The organism is Brasilonema bromeliae SPC951 (assembly GCF_012912135.1).
In the GTDB taxonomy this organism is placed as follows: domain Bacteria; phylum Cyanobacteriota; class Cyanobacteriia; order Cyanobacteriales; family Nostocaceae; genus Brasilonema; species Brasilonema bromeliae.
Map to the genome: position 1 here is coordinate 1 of NZ_QMEB01000131.1, position 17328 is coordinate 17328.

General features: G+C 42.0%; 11 protein-coding genes and 1 pseudogene. 5 read left to right on the plus strand and 7 right to left on the minus strand.

The features are described 5' to 3' along the window. Positions 1-365: pseudogene (locus DP116_RS16760) on the plus strand (hypothetical protein); the annotation flags it as partial. 133 nt (positions 366-498) lie between these two features. Then, a complete protein-coding gene (gene ptsP / locus DP116_RS16765) occupies positions 499-3048 on the plus strand; it encodes a phosphoenolpyruvate--protein phosphotransferase (RefSeq protein WP_169156273.1) in 2550 nt (849 codons plus the stop codon). Between the two features lie 130 nt (positions 3049-3178). On the opposite strand, the gene DP116_RS16770 is transcribed toward ptsP, so the two are convergent. Then, positions 3179-4531: a glutamine synthetase family protein gene (locus tag DP116_RS16770; protein WP_169156263.1), complete on the minus strand. Its 1353-nt coding sequence runs from the start codon at positions 4529-4531 to the stop codon at positions 3179-3181. 291 nt (positions 4532-4822) lie between these two features. Between DP116_RS16770 and DP116_RS16775 the strand changes: the two genes are divergently transcribed. Both DP116_RS16775 and glnT read left to right on the plus strand, forming a co-directional pair. Then, positions 4823-5896: an APC family permease gene (locus tag DP116_RS16775; protein WP_211173320.1), complete on the plus strand. Its 1074-nt coding sequence runs from the start codon at positions 4823-4825 to the stop codon at positions 5894-5896. An 85-nt stretch (positions 5897-5981) separates the two neighbouring features. Beyond that, the gene (gene glnT, locus DP116_RS16780) at positions 5982-7310 is read left to right on the plus strand and encodes a type III glutamate--ammonia ligase (protein WP_169156265.1); all 1329 of its coding nucleotides are present in this window, start codon (positions 5982-5984) and stop codon (positions 7308-7310) included. A gap of 518 nt (positions 7311-7828) precedes the next feature. On the opposite strand, the gene DP116_RS16785 is transcribed toward glnT, so the two are convergent. Together DP116_RS16785 and DP116_RS16790 are read right to left on the minus strand one after the other, a co-directional pair. Then, positions 7829-10189, minus strand: a complete 2361-nt coding sequence (locus DP116_RS16785; protein WP_169156266.1) for a WD40 repeat domain-containing protein — start codon at positions 10187-10189, stop codon at positions 7829-7831. Positions 10190-10706: 517 nt separating this feature from the next. Then, on the minus strand, positions 10707-11096 hold the full coding sequence (locus DP116_RS16790; protein WP_169156267.1) for a hypothetical protein: 390 nt from the start codon (positions 11094-11096) through the stop codon (positions 10707-10709). Between the two features lie 311 nt (positions 11097-11407). Here DP116_RS16790 and DP116_RS16795 point away from each other — a divergent pair, with 311 nt between their 5' ends. After that, entirely contained in the window at positions 11408-11689 is a 282-nt protein-coding gene (locus DP116_RS16795) for a DUF2087 domain-containing protein (protein ID WP_169156268.1), read from the plus strand. Here the strand turns inward: DP116_RS16795 and DP116_RS16800 are convergent. The 4 genes from DP116_RS16800 to nadC form a co-directional block, all read right to left on the minus strand. Further along, on the minus strand, positions 11680-13158 hold the full coding sequence (locus DP116_RS16800; protein ID WP_169156269.1) for a CoA-acylating methylmalonate-semialdehyde dehydrogenase: 1479 nt from the start codon (positions 13156-13158) through the stop codon (positions 11680-11682). The two genes, DP116_RS16795 and DP116_RS16800, sit on opposite strands and share 10 nt — an antisense overlap. A gap of 480 nt (positions 13159-13638) precedes the next feature. Further along, entirely contained in the window at positions 13639-15399 is a 1761-nt protein-coding gene (gene argS, locus DP116_RS16805) for an arginine--tRNA ligase (protein WP_169156270.1), read from the minus strand. A 111-nt stretch (positions 15400-15510) separates the two neighbouring features. Continuing rightward, positions 15511-16236 (minus strand): DUF4336 domain-containing protein, encoded by a 726-nt coding sequence (locus DP116_RS16810; protein WP_169156271.1) that lies wholly within the window; start codon positions 16234-16236, stop codon positions 15511-15513. A 51-nt stretch (positions 16237-16287) separates the two neighbouring features. Then, complete coding sequence (gene nadC, locus DP116_RS16815; RefSeq protein ID WP_169156272.1) at positions 16288-17148, minus strand: carboxylating nicotinate-nucleotide diphosphorylase; 861 nt, start codon at positions 17146-17148, stop codon at positions 16288-16290. Between the last annotated feature and the right edge of the window lie 180 nt (positions 17149-17328).

Sequence of the window (17328 nt, forward strand, 5' to 3'; positions counted from 1 at the left end):
CAGTCACACAACCGACAATTACAGTACCACCAGTCACTCAGCCTTCTGTGCCAGTCACACAACCGACAATTACAGTACCACCAGTCACTCAGCCTTCTGTGCCAGTGTTAACACAGCCGACCTCAACAGTACCACCAGTCACTCAGCCTTCTGTGCCAGTGTTAACACAACCGACAACAGTACCACAACCCGCAAGCCCGTCTCCTGTGCCAGTGTTAACACAACCGACAACAGTACCACAACCAGCAAGTCCGTCTTCTGTGCCAACACAACCGACAACAGTACCACAACCAGCAAGCCCGTCTCCTGTGCCAGCATCAACAACTAGTCAACCTTCAGAAACACCGGTAAGACCAAGTACATAAAATCTATTTCGTCATGGCTATGGGATGAAATAAGGTGCGTTACACTTCGTTACGCATTCTACGCTTCCAAGCCACGCTCAGCATAAAGTAAGTTGGTAAGTACATGCTTATCAAGGGAATTGATGATGTGGCAGTGGTTGGAATTGTCATAGTTTCTCACAGTCGCCAGCTTGCAGAAGGAGTTCGGGAACTCGCAGCGCAAATGGTTCAGGGCAAAGTCCCCCTCGCTGTTGCAGCAGGAATTGACGATCCAGAAAACCCTCTAGGTACAGATGCCATGCAAGTTTATGAGGCGATCGCCTCCATTTACAATGATCAAGGTGTGATCGTCTTAATGGATTTAGGCAGCGCTTTGATGAGCGCAGAAATGGCACTTGAGTTTCTCTCAGAAGAACAACGCGAAAAAGTCCATTTGTGTGAAGCGCCACTTGTTGAAGGTGCAATTGCAGCTGCTGTTGCTGCAGCTTCTGGTCGCAACATTCAACAGGTGATGGCCCAAGCAAGGGGAGCATTAGTTGCTAAAGCCACTCAATTGGGTGTAAACGTAAGCCATATCCTTGGGGAAACCACGGACGTAGATACGTTGTCATTTGTCATTGAAGAACAAGTGACAAAAGAAATACGTCTTACAGTCCGTAACCCGTTGGGATTACACGCTCGTCCTGCAGCTAAATTTGTCGCAACAGCAGCCGGTTTTCAATCCCAAATCAAAGTACAGAATATTACTAAAGGTACTGAAGCAGTACGTGCTGACAGTATCAACCAAGTAGCTACCTTAGGCGTACGTCAAAAACACGAATTGGTTATTACTGCTACTGGTTCTGATGCAGATGAGGCGTTGGCAGCATTGCAAGGATTAGTGGAAAATAACTTTGGCGAAGAAGATGCCACTCTACCTCCTCTTCCTACCACCCCAGCAGACCACCCTATTTTTTCGTCTTCCCATCACTTTCTCCAAGGTATTCCTGCTTCTAATGGAGTGGCGATCGCACCCGCTTTTCTTTATCATCCCACTTTGCTTAATATCCAGCAATATCACGTAGAAAATATAGAGCAAGAGTGGCAACGTTTACAAGTAGCTCTTCAAATCGCTCACGAGGAAATTCAAGCTTTACTCTCACAAGCATCTATTCAAATAGGAGACGCAGAAGCCGCGATCTTTGATGCTCATCTGCTTTTTCTAGAAGATCCTGTAATACTTGAGTCAGTTCACCAACGCATTTTTGAGCAACACTTGAATGCTGAAGCAGCTTGGCAAGCAGTTATCAATGAGTTGGCAAACAATTATCGTACTATTGAGGATTCTTATTTACGAGAGCGAGTTGCTGATGTCGTAGACGTTGGACAGCGAGTGTTACGAGTGCTAAGTAGATTTGAATCCCATATTATCATTTCAGACGACAGCCCTACCCATCTGAATTTATCCGAACCAGGTATCTTAATTACAACTGATATCACCCCTTCTGACACTGCTAGGCTAGATCCAACAAGAGTCTTGGGAATTTGTACCACATCTGGCAGTGCTCTTTCACATAGTGCCATAATAGCAAGGAGATTAGGTATTCCTGCGATTTTTGGTTTACCACCAGAGATACTGCAAGTAGCAAATCATACTATAGTTGCACTCGATGGAGAGAGTGGCAGAGTTTGGACAGAACCAGAACCAGATATCCAGACTGCACTTGAGACAAAGCGGAATGCACAGCAGATTGCTCATCAGCAAGCAATAGCAACGGCGACAAGTCCAGCAGTGACTCGTGACAAGACGAGGCAAATCAAAGTATACGCTAATATTGGCGGTATCTCTGATACTGAAGAAGCTTTGAGCTTGGGTGCAGAAGGAGTGGGACTGTTCCGCACTGAGTTCCTTTATTTAGACAGAACAACACCGCCTTCAGAAGAAGAACAATTGGCAGTTTATCAAAGAATTGCACAACTTCTTCATAATCGTCCGTTGATTATTCGCACACTTGATGTAGGAGGCGACAAGCCAATTCCTTACCTGAATTTCCCACAAGAAAGTAATCCTTTTTTGGGTTGGCGCGGAATTCGTTTTTGTCTGGATAATCCTGATATTTTGAAAACCCAGTTGCGGGCAATTTTAAAACCCAGTCTCGGACATCAAATTAAAATCATGTTTCCGATGATTACGACTGTGCAAGAAATACAAGCTGCAAAGGCAATATTAGCGGAAGTACAAGCTGAACTACGTCAAGCAGGTGTCCCTTTTGATCAAAAGATGGAAGTGGGGATAATGGTGGAGATACCCTCGGCAGTTGTTCTTGCTGAAGAGTTAGCAGCTGAAGTGGACTTTTTTAGTATAGGAACGAATGACCTTACCCAGTATGTCATGGCAGCAGATCGTACGCATCCGCAGGTTGCAACTTTAGTTGATGCGATGCATCCGGCTGTGTTGCGGATGATTCAGCAAACTGTCCAAGCTGCACATAAAGCAGGGATTTGGGTAGGGTTATGTGGAGAACTAGCAGCAGATCCTCTAGCAGCGCCGATTTTACTAGGGTTAGGATTGGATGAGGTGAGTTTGAATGCACAAGGTATTCCAGGATTTAAGCAGGCGATCGCCCAACTCACAATGGTAGAAGCAGAGGCGATCGCCGCATCCGCATTGCAACAAGATTCCGCAGATAAGATAAGAACGCTGATTCGTCAAATGTTAACGTAATTTTCTCATTTTGATAGCGCAGCGTGGCACGAAGTGCCATACGTTGAATTTTGATTTTGAACTTTGAATGAGACCGCCACGCTCCGCTCGCGGCGCTACGCGATTTTGAATTCTCCAAAGGCGGTTGACTCTAGTAGACATCCAAATATTCATGGCGTTCCCACTCTGTAAGGTGTTCGTGAAAACGAGCCACCTCAAAACGCTTCACCGTAGTAAAGAGGTGGACAAACTCTTGAGAGAGCATATTTTGCATATCCACATCTACAGCCAGTCCAGATAAAGCTTCCTCAAGGGTTTGAGGTAACTTCGGCAGATTTGGGTTGTCCTCGCTGGGACCTTCTACTGAGGGCTGTAGTTTGCGCTGTTGTTTAATACCCAGCAAACCCGCCGCTAGAGTAGCTGCTGCACTTAGGTAAGGATTGCTAAGACCAGAAGCTGCTCGCATTTCTATATGGGTTGATTCATCATCGGTTACCTTCACTCGCACCATTGCTGAACGATCTTCAATACCCCAACTGATATTGGAGGGAGCAAAGGTGTGAGGTTTAAGGCGACGATAACAATTAGGCGTAGGACTCACTAATGGCATCATCGCCGCTGCATGATCTAAAATCCCTTGAATGAACGCTTGAGCAGTAGTAGATAAACCATACTTGTCGTCCTTGTCAACAAAGGCATTGTCTCCAGTGTTGCGGTCAATGAGGCTGATATGAAAATGACAACAGCAACCCGATTTATCAATAAAGGGTTTAGACATGAAGGTAGCGTGATAACCGAGTTGATGAACAATCTCCTTGACTGCATTCTTGAAGGTAAAAGCCTTGTCAGCACCACGAATCCCTGTACTTGGTCCATAGTTAATCTCGAATTGGGAGGGACCGTACTCGCAGTTATGGGTGATCACATCTATGCCAGAAGCACGCAGATATTCCAGTAACTGACTAATTTCCGGAACGTATTGGTTGCGGATATGATTGAAAATGTGTAACCCATCAAAAAGCGGTTCCTTTGTTTCTGGATTGAGAAGATAGAACTCAAACTCATGCCCCATCATGACATCGAACCCAAGCTGCGCCGCTTCTGCTAGTAACTGCTTGAGTATATAACGCGGTGCAACCTCCACAGGTTCTTTTGCACTCCATACGGGGTCACAAATGACCTTAGCTGTTTTTTCAATCCAAGGTACTGGTGTTAAAGTATCAAGGTCTGGGATTAATAGTAAGTCACGGTATTTCCGCTCTGCGTGATAGCCAGAACCGGGTACAACCATTGAAGCAGTATCTAAAGCAAGACAACCACCATAAAAGTTAAGACCTTTACGAGTAAACCTTTCTACTTTGTCAATTGGCACAACTTTTGAGCGAGAGACTCCGTGTAAATCCGGTAGCTCGAAGCGGATGTACTCAACACCTTGGTCTGTTAGATTTTCAACAAATTGGGTGACGCTATCAAAAGCAGGTTTTGTCTTGTCTGATACAATCATTTTCAAGCGCGTAAGTGATTGACATATGTTAATTTAGCTTTAAATTGAACCTATGACCATCGTTATACTCAGAAAAAACCCTGATATGAACGCTTGGTTTGATTTTGTCATATTGTTCTTTGTAGCGTGCTACTTACATATGTAGCATTCCTTGCGCTTGTCCCCTTTTTTCTGGACTAATTTTTCTGGACTAAATGTGACACTGGACTGGCTCACCGCACCAAGCGTCTACAGGATGACAATTCATACTCTGATTCAGTAACGCCTATGCTATATCATATAAATATAATTATGTCAATAGTAAAAGTCTGTAAATATTACTATAACTCATACTGTGCAGGGATTTCTTGGTACATAGCTTACAAAGACATTCAGCTATCTACAATTGTCATGCTGGCGCTTGAGGGAATTTCAATCGGGGTGATTCTGCTTTTAGGGCTGATTGTTCTGGGTAAGCATGGCTTTGCGATTGATACCGCACAACTGACACTTCAAGGAACTCAGCCCGGTTCGATTGTTTCAGGTTTAGTTCTGGCTGTGTTTAGCTATGTAGGTTTTGAAAGTGCAACAACTTTAGGAGATGAAGCGCAAAAACCACTACGAAATATTCCGCGTGCGGTAATTATGAGCACGGTGATTTGTGGATTATTCTTTATTGTTCTCTCTTATATCGAAGTCTTGGGATTTCAAAACCATACAACTCCTTTGAACAAAAGTGAAGCACCTCTCAATGACCTTGCTAATCTTGCAGGTGTCGGCTTTTTTGGATTAGTGATTTCCTTGGGAGCAATGGTGAGTTTGTTCGCCTGCGCCCTTGCTACCATTAACGCTGGTGGACGCATTTTGTTTTCAATGGCGCGTCACAACATTTTTCATGCTTCCCTTGGGCGTGCACACGGAAAAAATCAAACTCCTCACGTTGCTGTAACGTTAGTGGCGCTAGTGGCGTTTCTCTTAGCTGCTTCTACAACACTGTTAGGTGTTAAAGTTCTAGATAATTACGCTTACTTTGGTACGATCGCTACCTACGGCTTCTTATTTGCTTATATCCTGGTTGCAATCGCTTCTCCTGTTTATCTTTGGCGTGAACACCAATTACGTGCGGTCGATATTTTATATTCTGTACTAGCAGTCGTATTCATGGTGATTCCCGCGATTGGTAGCGTTGGTATTCCTGGTGAAAACAGTCTTTTTCCCGTTCCTGCTGCTCCATACAACATTTTCCCCTACTTGTTCCTACTGTATCTGGTAGTTGGTGGTGGTTGGTTTATTATGCTGCGCTTGCGCCGTCCAGAAATTATTGAGCAAATGGAAAACGATCTCGAAGCTGTTCATACCCGCTTTGGTGATATGAAAAAGGTTTGATATTGCAACGTATTTGAGTTGTAAGATTTCGTTGTGAAACGAATCATAGAGAACACACAGGACATACGAACTGGGAGAAATTGCGATGGTTGGAAGTTTGCCGGAAAATAAAACGAAATCTCTTGTTGAGTTAGCTCACGACTTAAAGCTAGATTTCTTCCTGGTATCATTTACGGACGTTTTGGGGGGAACTCGTGCCAAGCTCATTCCTGCTGCTAAGATTGCTACAGTTGAATCTGATGGTGCTTTCTTTGCTCCTTTTGCTTGTCATTTAGGGTTAGGACCAGACTCTCACGATATTGCTGCTATTCCTGACCCAAATTCTCTGATTGTTCTACCTTGGCAAAGAAATGTTGCTTGGGTAGCTAGTGATGTTTATTTAGATGGTGAATTGTTTAGCGCGTCTCCACGTGTCATTTTCAAAAAAATACTCCAGCAGTGCGAAAGCCTGGGTTATAGCTATAAAACTGGGGTAGAAGCTGAGTTTTTCCTACTTAAGAAAAATGACCAAGGTTATGAAATTGCTGATGCAATGGATACAGCCGCCCGACCTTGCTATGATCAGTTGAACTTAATGCGGCAGTTTGATTTGATTTCCACCATTGTGAGTTACATGGAGGAGTTAGGCTGGGAACCTTACCAGTGTGATCACGAAGATGGTAACGGTCAATTTGAACTCAACTGGACTTACAGCGATGCACTGACAACTGCTGATCGGCATGTATTCTTTAAGTACATGGTGAAAACTCTAGCCGAACAACGAGGTTTGACAGCGACTTTCATGCCCAAGCCATTCTCGCATTTAACTGGAAATGGTGGACACATACATATGAGCCTTTGGGGAAGTGGGAACGCCTTTTTGGATAAAACGGATGAGATGGGATTGAGTGCGATCGCCTACGAATTTCTTGCTGGCGTTCTCGCCCATGCCCGTGGATTGTCAGCACTGTGCAATCCAACAGTCACATCATACAAGCGATTGGGAGCCAGCAATACCAATTCTGGAAGTACCTGGAGTCCTCGCTACATATCTTACGGCGGTAACAACCGCACGCACATGATTCGCATTCCGGAGGCGGGAAGGTTTGAATGTCGTCTTGTGGATGGATCTGCTAATCTTTACTTAGCTCAGGCAGGAATTTTGGCAGCAGGGTTAGAAGGAATGGCGAAGCATCTTAGCCCTGGAAAGCGCTTGGATGAAAATATGTTTGTGCGGGGTTCAGAGTTCCCCAACCTCCAGAAACTGCCAACTAGCTTATTTGAAGCACTCCAATGTTTAGAACAGGATGCTTTGTTGATGACTACTCTGGGAGAATTAGGAGCAAAGACTTTGCTGGAGTTCAAGTATCAAGAATGGGATGCTTACAACTCCACAGTGACACCTTGGGAATTGCAGCAGTACATCAATTGCTGATGGCTAATTGCCTTTTTGCCATTGGTTATTAGGAATTGATATAGGGGTGGACGAGTATGAAGGAAAAAACTGAATTTTATCAAAACCAATACCTAAAGAATTAGCTATTGGTCTTGATCGAATTCAGTTATCACAGAAAAACAGGTTTGCAGGGGAATTGCACCAAGCGCTAATAGTAATACGAGTATAAGCGATAGAATGGCAATGCTGAACGATTGATATAGTCATATTCCTGCATCTACAATTGTGCAAATCCAACATATCAAACTTGCTTTGGTCAAATGAAAAAGGTTTGATAAGTAGGTAGGCGGGAAAATTTACATAAAAGGAAGAAGAAACAAGTAAGGGTACACTTTAAAACTTTAGTTAGGGGTATAAAGCCATACGCTTGGTGATAAGGCTTTTTTCTCTCCTTGCAACCCAAGCGCCTCTCCTGCTTAAGAACTACCTCAATGGATAAATTTCTTAACAGCAACCGTATTGTCTTATCATCTCCCCCACTACGCTACGTTCGATACCTAATCGGTTCTCTGCCAAATTTTGATTGTTTTATCAGAACTACCACTTACAATAAAGCGATCGTCTGGGCTAATTGCAACAGAATTTACTGCTGCTGAGTGTCCAGTGAGAGTTTGTAGCAATTCTCCAGTCTCAAAACTCCAAATCTTGATAGTTTTATCAGCACTAGCGCTAAAAAGAGTTTGTCCATCAGGACTGACAACAACAGATTTAACTTCATCTGAATGTCCACTGAGCGTATAGACTACATGACTTGTGTCCAGATGCCAAATTTTAATTGTTTTGTCTGCGCTACCACTGATTAAGAATTCACCATTAGGAGAAATAGCTATTGCTTTCACCTCACCTGAATGCCCACTAAGAGTGCGTAATGGTTCTCCTGTAATTGGATTCCATAGTCTAATTTTATGATCATTACTACCACTGGCTAGGATTGTACCATCTGGACTAATCGCAGCAGCATAAACTGCGGATGAATGCCAAAGAGTGGAAATGCGTTCGCCCCTTGGGGGACTCCCTGCTGGAGTATCGCCTGTATGCAAATTCCAAATCTTAATTTTGTTACTAGCGCTGGCAAGAATTTGTCCATCTGGGCTAATCACTACACAGTTAACAGGTTTTTGATGCCCTAAAAGAGTATGCAATAATTTACCAGTCGCAAGATGCCAGACTTTAACATTATTTCTGGGGTGTTCGCAGCTACCAACAACGAGGAAATTTCCATCTGGGCTAATAGCCACAGATGAAATTTCTCCGATGTTTCCAGTTAAAGTGCGAATAACTTTTCCTGTGCTAAGATTCCAAATCTTAATCGTTTTATCTGCACACCCACTGACTAAAGTGTTTCCATCTGCGCAGATAGCTACAGATGTGATTTTATCAGAGTGTCCAGTGAAGGTGTGACTGAGATAAGCTGATTCTTGTTGGCGTTGATCTTTATGGTTAGCAATAGCATTCAACAGTTCCTCAGCATAAGTCATACTATGACTATCGCCAACTGCTGTAAAATATTCTTTCAACTTTTCAATGTATTCCTCATCTTCTATCTTCACAGCTGATTGCATTGCCTGTAAAGGATGGCTACCTTGCTGTTGTGAAACTTGGCGTAGTTGCAACCATGTGTTAACTGAGTAATCTACCTGTTCCTTTGCCCATATGTCATTTGATAAATGTAATAAAGTCCGCGCCAATTCCAATGCTAAATTAGGAATCCAGTGATGCTGCTTCACCTCCAGAGTTTGGTAGAGTTGTTTATATCCTGTGGCGATGGCTTGTAGTGATTTTGTATCAAGATTTGTCATAAAACTTGGTAGTAATTCAGGTAGTCGTGGAGGAACATCATTGTGAATCAAATGATATGCATCTGCTACCCAACCTGCACAGAGTATGTGACATGTAATCAAAACCTGGCAAAGTTTTTCAATATCCTGGCGATTGACTTCGTATTGTAAGGATAGCTTACTAATGTCAATGCCCTTTGCTTTCCATTTTTCTGCTTTTTCCAAAATTGCTAAATTAATTACATTGTCTCCGCCAAGATTATTAATTTCTTCTAGATTTTCTCCTAATGCTATGAGTTCATCTCTAATGGTTTTCCACTCAAGAGCACGACTTCTTGCCGACTCATAAACAATTTCCTTATATGGTAAGCGAGAAATCGTTTTATAAAAATAATTATCTTGTCCAATTCCCCAATAACCAATACGAAAATTTAAATAATTTTCATCACATTCTGACTCTAGAATTAAAATAGGCTCTGTTTTCAACATTCCAAACAGAGCCTTAATACTGGATTCACTATGAAAACGCTTACTATCCCATGCACCTGCTAAAAACTCTGTTGGTCTAATTGGATTGTGTAGAGAATAATGCTGATTAATAAATTCTCGTAAACCTTCAGCTAACATGAACTCGATATCTGAAATATCTTCTCCTCGATTATCAAATTTATCAAACTTTATTTTAGGAGGAGCAAGAAAAATTTTGAGTGGAGTGCGTTGAGTCTTGGTGTGAGACTCTAAAATTTGTGAAGGCAATAATCGTAAAGGCCAATTTTCAAAAATTTTCTGTACTTCTGGTAATTTGAGGGCTGTTTCTTGCTGTTGTGTTGCTATCTTTAGTTGTGTTTTTTGAAAATCAAATGCTAATTGCTGTTGCTGAATTTTTTCTTGCTCCAGTTTTCCCGAATGACTGATACTGTGACTCGCACTGCTAACAGATTGAAGAAATTCTTTAATCTCTTGGGAAGCTAGGTATTTTGCGAGTGTCGGACGTTCTTCATTTCTTTTTTGTATTAAAGCTGCAATGACAGGTGTCAACTCTAATACTATTTGAAACAGTAATCTTACTCCTATATCCATAAAAAGATATCTGCCAGGTCAATACAGTTAATACTGTTTAATGTTTGATGATAGCCATATTTTGTGTTAATTCCTGCTATCTACACCGAAAGATAGATATAGCCTATCCTACTACTAACTGGCGTTTGATTCTTTATTCAAAAAGAAATAATATGCCAGAAATCATCAAAAAATAAGTTATACAGATATTTAGTAATAAAAAAATAATTATAAATAGCTGATAATTATAACAATTGATATGACAACCATTACAATCGCTTTTCTGTTCACTCAACTATTATATAACAATTTTAAATGAGTTGTCAGATAATGCTTTTGGCTTCATCTCTCATAAATTGTGTTTTTTGCATTTTAGTAGTTCATTTGAGAGTTCAATCAGGTAAAAAATAGAAAAAACATCAATTAGCTTTAAAAAAGGAGATTAATCATTTATCTTGCTGATTGGGAAAATGTTGAGGTAAGGTACGTGGAACCCTATATTTCACGTACCTTAGAAAAAGACGTATAGAGATAAAAATTAAAATCTTATTCCCAGTTGACCGTTAATTCCTCGAACAGAGTTGTAACCAACACCAACGAAAACTTTATCGGTAGCGCTTACCTGAACGCCGCCAGAAAAAGCAACACCTTTATCTGCTGAATAGTATCCCAGTCCTACATAAGGTGAAATCACAGGCAAACTGATAAATTTTAATATATCTACACCTGTAGAACCGTCAGGACCAAATCCTAACTCTGCTCCCAAATTCAAAGCCCTTGCGCCTACAGAATAGGTAACATCACCATCTTGGCTACCAACTGATACCCAAGGTTGCGGTACTATTTGAGCATGAGCACTTTGTGGGGCAAATAAAGCTAATAAACTGAGTGATGCAAGCAATGTTTTTGCAATAACCGCTGTTTTCACGTTCTACTCCTTCACTACCTGCGACATTGTCATCTTTTTGGCAGAAATACCACTGACAAAAAACTGAGTACTTAAGCTAATTGCAACAGACTTGACTGCTGCTAAATTCCCAACGAACATCTGCAGCAGTTGACTTGTCCGGTGCTTACTGCTGTTAATTAAGGTTTGTCTAGTATAACTGATGGTGACGAAATGACTCTTACTTAAGTGCCCACTTTAGCAGTGGGTAGAGTCGATTTTCCAAAACATTGATACGAAATCGTGATTGGTCTTAATGTTTCTTTCTTTGTAACACAGCACGAAAATGACCTATGAATTACACAGAAGAATTGAAAAACTATTTAGATGAACAGGGACGTGTGAAAGAGTGGCCCTCTAAACGCAATAAGGGAAAGTTTCAAAAGTTGGTGTTGGAGTATTTAGCGTCAAAATTTGAGGTTGGTACCATTTATACAGAAAAAGAGGTGAATGCACTGCTTAATGGGCACCACACCTTTGGCGATCCCGCGATGTTGAGACGAGAGTTATTTGAAAGCGGGTTAATTGACAGAAAGCGGGATGGTTCCGCTTACTGGCGCAATCTTCAAAATTGACGCGACCAATCTTTAGGCCAACGTTCCACGACGACTTTGGTTTGGGTGAAAAATTCTATAGCATGATTGCTTTGACCGTGCAAATCACCAAAAAAGCTTTCTTTCCAACCACTGAACGGGAAAAAAGCCATTGGTGCGGCAACTCCTATGTTGATGCCAATATTACCAGCTTCAGCTTCATAGCGGAACTTCCGGGCAGCTGCGCCACTGGTGGTGAAAAGACAAGCCATGTTGCCATATTGACCGCTGTTGATGAGGGCGATCGCCTCCTCAATACTCTCTAAATGTATCAAACTCAGTACTGGACCAAAAATCTCTGTGCTGGCAATTTCACCTGCGGGGTCAACGTTTTGCAAAATAGTCGGGCGTATAAAATTACCATTTTCATAACCAGATATATTCGGTTCTCGTCCATCCACTAACACCCTCGCCCCCTGATCTGCCCCCTTTTGAATCAAATCCTCAATTCGTGTCTTACTTTGGGTTGTAATCACTGGTCCCATTTCTACGCCTGATTCTAAACCATTACCGACAACTCGCTTTTTAGCAGTCTCGGCTATTGCTTCTGTAAAGGTATCACGCATTTGTCCCACAGTTACTGCTATTGAAGCAGCAAGACAACGTTGTCCTGCACAACCAAAAGCACTGTCAGCAGCAATGCGTGTTGTCATCTCTAAATCTGCATCTGGTAAAACAATCAGGGGATTTTTTGCCCCGCCTTGGCATTGGACACGTTTACCATTTGCTGCCGCCCTACTATATATATATTTAGCGACAGGTGTAGAACCAACGAAGCTTATTGCTCGAATTTTCGGATGATCCAAAATTGCATCTACAGCTTCTTTGGCACCGTTTACCAAGTTGACGACACCTTTAGGCAATCCTGTTTTTTCTAACAACTGGAATATTTTTTGCATTGTTAGCGGTACCTTCTCCGACGGCTTGACAATGTAGGTGTTACCACAAGCTAGGGCATAAGGCATGAACCAAAAGGGAATCATCCCCGGAAAGTTAAATGGGGCAATGACTGCAGCAACTCCTAAAGGTTGCCGAATCATCATTTCATCGATACCTCTGGCAATATCTTCTAGGTTCGTACCCTGCATCATCATGGGGATACCACAGGCAACTTCTACATTTTCAATCGCACGCTGCATCTCGCCTTGGGACTCTGCCAAAGTTTTACCGCATTCCAACGTAATTGTACGAGCCAAATCCTCTAAATTCTCTTCTAGCAGATTCTTCAGTTTAAATAAATACTGTACTCGTTCCGTGGGTGGAGTGCGTCGCCAACTCACGAAAGCCTCTGCTGCTGCTTGGGCAGCTTGGTTTACCTCAGAAGCAGGTGATAAAGGTACTTTAATCAGTATCTCTGCTGTTGCTGGGTTGATAACATTCAAGTATTCTGTAGCACTAGATGTACACCACTGACCATTAATGTAATTAGGTAATGTCATCACTTTTTCCATCAGTCAAAGATGAATTCTCACAAAAGTAACTGTACACCCTAGAAGTAGGTCGAGGCAGCTAGGACTGGTTCAAACAGTTTTAGCCCGAAAGAGCAAAACCATGTTTTGCAATGCTGCTTTAGTTTAGCCCATGAAGAAACAACAGTTTGGAATCCTGGTTTTAAAAAACCAGGAGAGTTTAAGATAGGACGCAAAATTCTAAAACATTTCTGACATTGCCCGACAAAATGTCGCTTCTATTCGTGCTAAAATGTGTTAAATGAACTGTTTTGAGCTTGTGTAACCATTGGTTCCGGCATTATCAAACAGTTCAAATAAGCGGTTTAAGTTTTCTTAAACCTTTGTGGGATACCACCAAAGTTGAAAAATCAACAATGGTATACCTGGTTTTTTAGCTTGTCTAAAATGTCCAGGTTGAAAGTATCAGTTAAAGTATCTTTGTAGTTTTTAAAAAAAAACCACAAGGATACAAAAAAACACCTACATCCTTTCGAGAACCCTAATTCCCAGCAACGAGAGTCCCAGCTTTAGAGTTCTAGCCGTCAAATCACACAGTACTAGGCGCGATGTCCGCACAGGTTCTTCAGCTTTGAGAACAGGGCAATTTTCGTAGAACTTGTTAAATTTATCACTCAATTGATACAAATACTCGCACAAGCGGTTTGGTAGTAAATCTTTCTCGACTTCACTTATCACTTCGTCAAGCTGTAACAAGTGCTTTGCCAGAGTTAATTCTGTTTCTTCCCGCAGGACAATTGGAGCATCTGTTCCCAGCTTTTCAAAGTCAATATTACCTTCACGACTAATGCCCTGAGTCCTAACATAAGCATAGAGCATATACGGTGCAGTGTTGCCTTTGAGCGCTAGCATCTTGTCATAGCTAAAGATGTAGTTGCTGGTGCGGTTTTGGCTTAAGTCGGCGTATTTAACTGAACTAATACCAACTATCTGCGCAACATTATGAATAAACTCTTCTGTTTCTTCCCGCCCTTCTTCTTTTATTCTCTTTTCTATGTCTCCACGGGCGTGGGCGATCGCACCATCCAACAAATCCCGCAATCGCACAGCTTCCCCAGAACGAGTTTTCAATTTTTGACCATCTTCCCCCAGCACCAGACCAAAGGGTGCATGCTCAAATTCTACATCGTCTGTAATCCAGCCTGCCTTTGTTCCCACCTGAAAAATCTGAGCGAAGTGATTTGTTTGTTCTGTACCAACTGGGTAAATTACCCGTTGCACTTTATCTACTTGCACTCGGTAGCGAATTGCCGCTAAATCTGTAGCTGCGTAGTTATATCCTCCATCTGATTTTTGCACAATCAAGGGTAAAGGTTCACCTTCCCTGTTAGTAAAGCCTTCCAGGAAGACGCACTTTGCACCCTGATTTTCCACTAGTAGACCTTTTTTATCTAATTCCTCTACGACTTCAGGGAGTAAAGAATTATAAAACGATTCACCTCGTTCAACAAAAGGAGCAATCTCCAGCAAGTCGTAAATAACTTGGTACGCTCGACTGGAGAGTTGACAGACTATCTTCCATGCGAGTAAAGTTTTTTCATCTCCTGCTTGTAGTTTTACCACAGCCTGACGAGCTGCTTCTTGGAAATTTGCATCTGCATCAAATCGTGTCTTTGCCTGACGGTAAAACGAAGACAAATCACCTAAATTTAAAGTTTCAGTAGTGGTTAAAGCTTCTGGGTACGCTTCTTCCAAATAAGCGATAAGCATTCCAAATGGAGTTCCCCAGTCTCCTACATGGCTAATGCGCTCGACTTCATGACCGACAAATTCTACAATTCGAGACAGGCAATCTCCAATTACTGCTGGACGCAAATGTCCTACGTGCATTTCTTTGGCGATGTTTGGACTGGGGTAATCTACAATGACTCGCTTGGGATTTTTAGTTGGTGCGACTCCTAACCTTGGATCTGTTTGGATTGCCTTGAGTTGTGCTTCCAGATATTCTGTTTTTAGCTTCAAATTGATAAAGCCAGGACCAGCAATTTCTGGTGGCTTGCAAATATCAGATACATCAAGTTTATCAACTATTTGTTGTGCGATCGCCCTTGGTTGCTGTCCCAATTGCTTTGCTAGCGCTAAAGCAGCATTGGCTTGATAATCACCAAATCTAGGATTGCTAGCAGAAACTAAAATTGGATCTACTCCAGCATAGTCTATGCCAAAAGCTGCGCCCAAAGCCTCTTGCAATTTAACTTTTAGTTGTTCTTGTGTAGCTTTCATGTTTATTGTTTTTTTGTATAAGCAACGTTATTTTATCTACCCCTTTATCAACCATCAACTGCCAAGATATCGGAATACATAAGATATCACGCCTCTGCAACAATTGACATATTAACTTTTTTTGCTCAAAGAGGTGTTCTCAAAAACCCATTCATAACCTTGTTTGAATTTTTGCTTTCCATTCGTTTCAATAATGCTACCGTGAGCCATGATGACTCTATTGAAGTCCCAACGAAGTATCTTCTCAACTGAATCTTTCACCTTTTCCTTATCGCTTGTAGCTAATTTGTCTAAGCGTGATGGACTCAGTACCTTGTATGACCCCAGGAACTGGGCTGCTAACCGCGTTTTGAAAGAAAAGGTTTCATCAAAATGAAAGGCTATGTCGGTCAAGATCAAAGTCCGGCTTTTTTGATGGAAGAACACAAACTCATTAACTATTGATGGACCACTTAAATCAAGAAGTTTAAAGCCGTCAAACAATAAATAATCAACTTGTTCCTTAATGCTACCTTCTTTATTAGTTATCACTCTATCAAAAGAGAGTTCGGGTCTTTTAGAAACTAAACCTGGTACACCCCAAAGCTGCGCTTCTCGGTAAATGGACTTCAAGTCATATACAAAAAGATGGTGATAGAGATTTGGTGCAATAATATAAGCAACGTTACCAATTTCATTGAGTTGATGAATAGTAGTTTTGTCAGACTGAATTGGGGAAATAACTATTAATTCGCCAGTTGTAAGGCGAATAACTGTCATCCGCGTACCAACCTCAAGTCCCCAATACTTCAACGGTTGTTCTGCGATCCAAATATTGTTGTCGATTTCTCTGAGCATGGTTTATCGCTGACAAGCAGTGTGAATCAACTTCAGAATACTTCAATATTGTTAAAGTCGAATCCTCATACTTAAATCCAACCAAGAGGATTGAGTAATTGGCGCACTACTAGAAATATAGTTTACTCTTGTCTCGGCAACTGCACGGATAGTTTCTAAAGTAATATTGCCAGAGGCTTCGATTTTAATGCGACTATCATGCTGTCGAATCATCTGCACCGCCTCATGCATCATGTCAACAGGCATATTGTCCAACATAATAATGTCAGCGTTATGCTGCAAAGCTTCCTCCACCTCGTCTAAACTTTCCGTTTCTACTTCAATCGTTAAGGGATAAGGAATATATTGGCGAATGCGGGAAATTGCTTTGCCAATTCCCCCAGCAGCTGCAATATGATTGTCTTTAATCATGACTGCATCATCCAGTCCCATTCGGTGATTTACCGCTCCTCCCACGGTCGTTGCGTACTTTTCCAATAGTCTCAGCCCTGGTGTGGTTTTGCGCGTATCTACTAATTTTGCGGGTAAGTCAGCAATTTGCTCTACATATTTCCTAGTCAGCGTGGCGATGCCACTTAGGCGCATAACTATATTAAGAGCAACCCTTTCTCCCGTTAGTAGTGCATCCAGTGGACCATCCATTTCAGCTACCACTTCTAAACGCTGACAAGAACTACCCTCAGCCACAACAGGTACAAAGTTGACTTTTTCATCTAAAAGCTGAAATACCCTTGCCGCAACTGGTAAACCTGCTATAACCCCAGGCGCTTTCGCTATCCACTTTGCTTGTCCTACTTCTTCACTTATTAGGGTTTGCGTTGTGCGATCGCCCCGACCGATATCCTCCAACAACCAATTGCGCAACAGCGTATCTAAAACAAGCCCGGGCGGCAAAACACCAAAATGACTCACAGCTTCATTATTCCCTTCTCGACTTCCAGAACTACTATAGCCTAGAGTGCTTACTATATCTGGTTTTCACAACTCAATCAAAAAAAACTCAAAAAACTTTTCCAAAAGAGTTGACAACCAAGAGTGGGTTCGCTATATTGAATAAGTGCCGGAAGAGCGGACGCCAAACAAAGCCGACGC

What these genes read in the sequence shown, in the direction of transcription:
- DP116_RS16770 (WP_169156263.1), bottom strand. Translation starts at nt 4,531, where the DNA reads ATGATTGTATCAGACAAGACAAAACCTGCTTTTGATAGCGTCACCCAA.
- DP116_RS16775 (WP_211173320.1), top strand. Translation starts at nt 4,823, where the DNA reads ATGTCAATAGTAAAAGTCTGTAAATATTACTATAACTCATACTGTGCA.
- glnT (WP_169156265.1), top strand. Translation starts at nt 5,982, where the DNA reads ATGGTTGGAAGTTTGCCGGAAAATAAAACGAAATCTCTTGTTGAGTTA.
- DP116_RS16785 (WP_169156266.1), bottom strand. Translation starts at nt 10,189, where the DNA reads ATGGATATAGGAGTAAGATTACTGTTTCAAATAGTATTAGAGTTGACA.
- DP116_RS16795 (WP_169156268.1), top strand. Translation starts at nt 11,408, where the DNA reads ATGAATTACACAGAAGAATTGAAAAACTATTTAGATGAACAGGGACGT.
- DP116_RS16800 (WP_169156269.1), bottom strand. Translation starts at nt 13,158, where the DNA reads ATGGAAAAAGTGATGACATTACCTAATTACATTAATGGTCAGTGGTGT.
- argS (WP_169156270.1), bottom strand. Translation starts at nt 15,399, where the DNA reads ATGAAAGCTACACAAGAACAACTAAAAGTTAAATTGCAAGAGGCTTTG.
- DP116_RS16810 (WP_169156271.1), bottom strand. Translation starts at nt 16,236, where the DNA reads ATGCTCAGAGAAATCGACAACAATATTTGGATCGCAGAACAACCGTTG.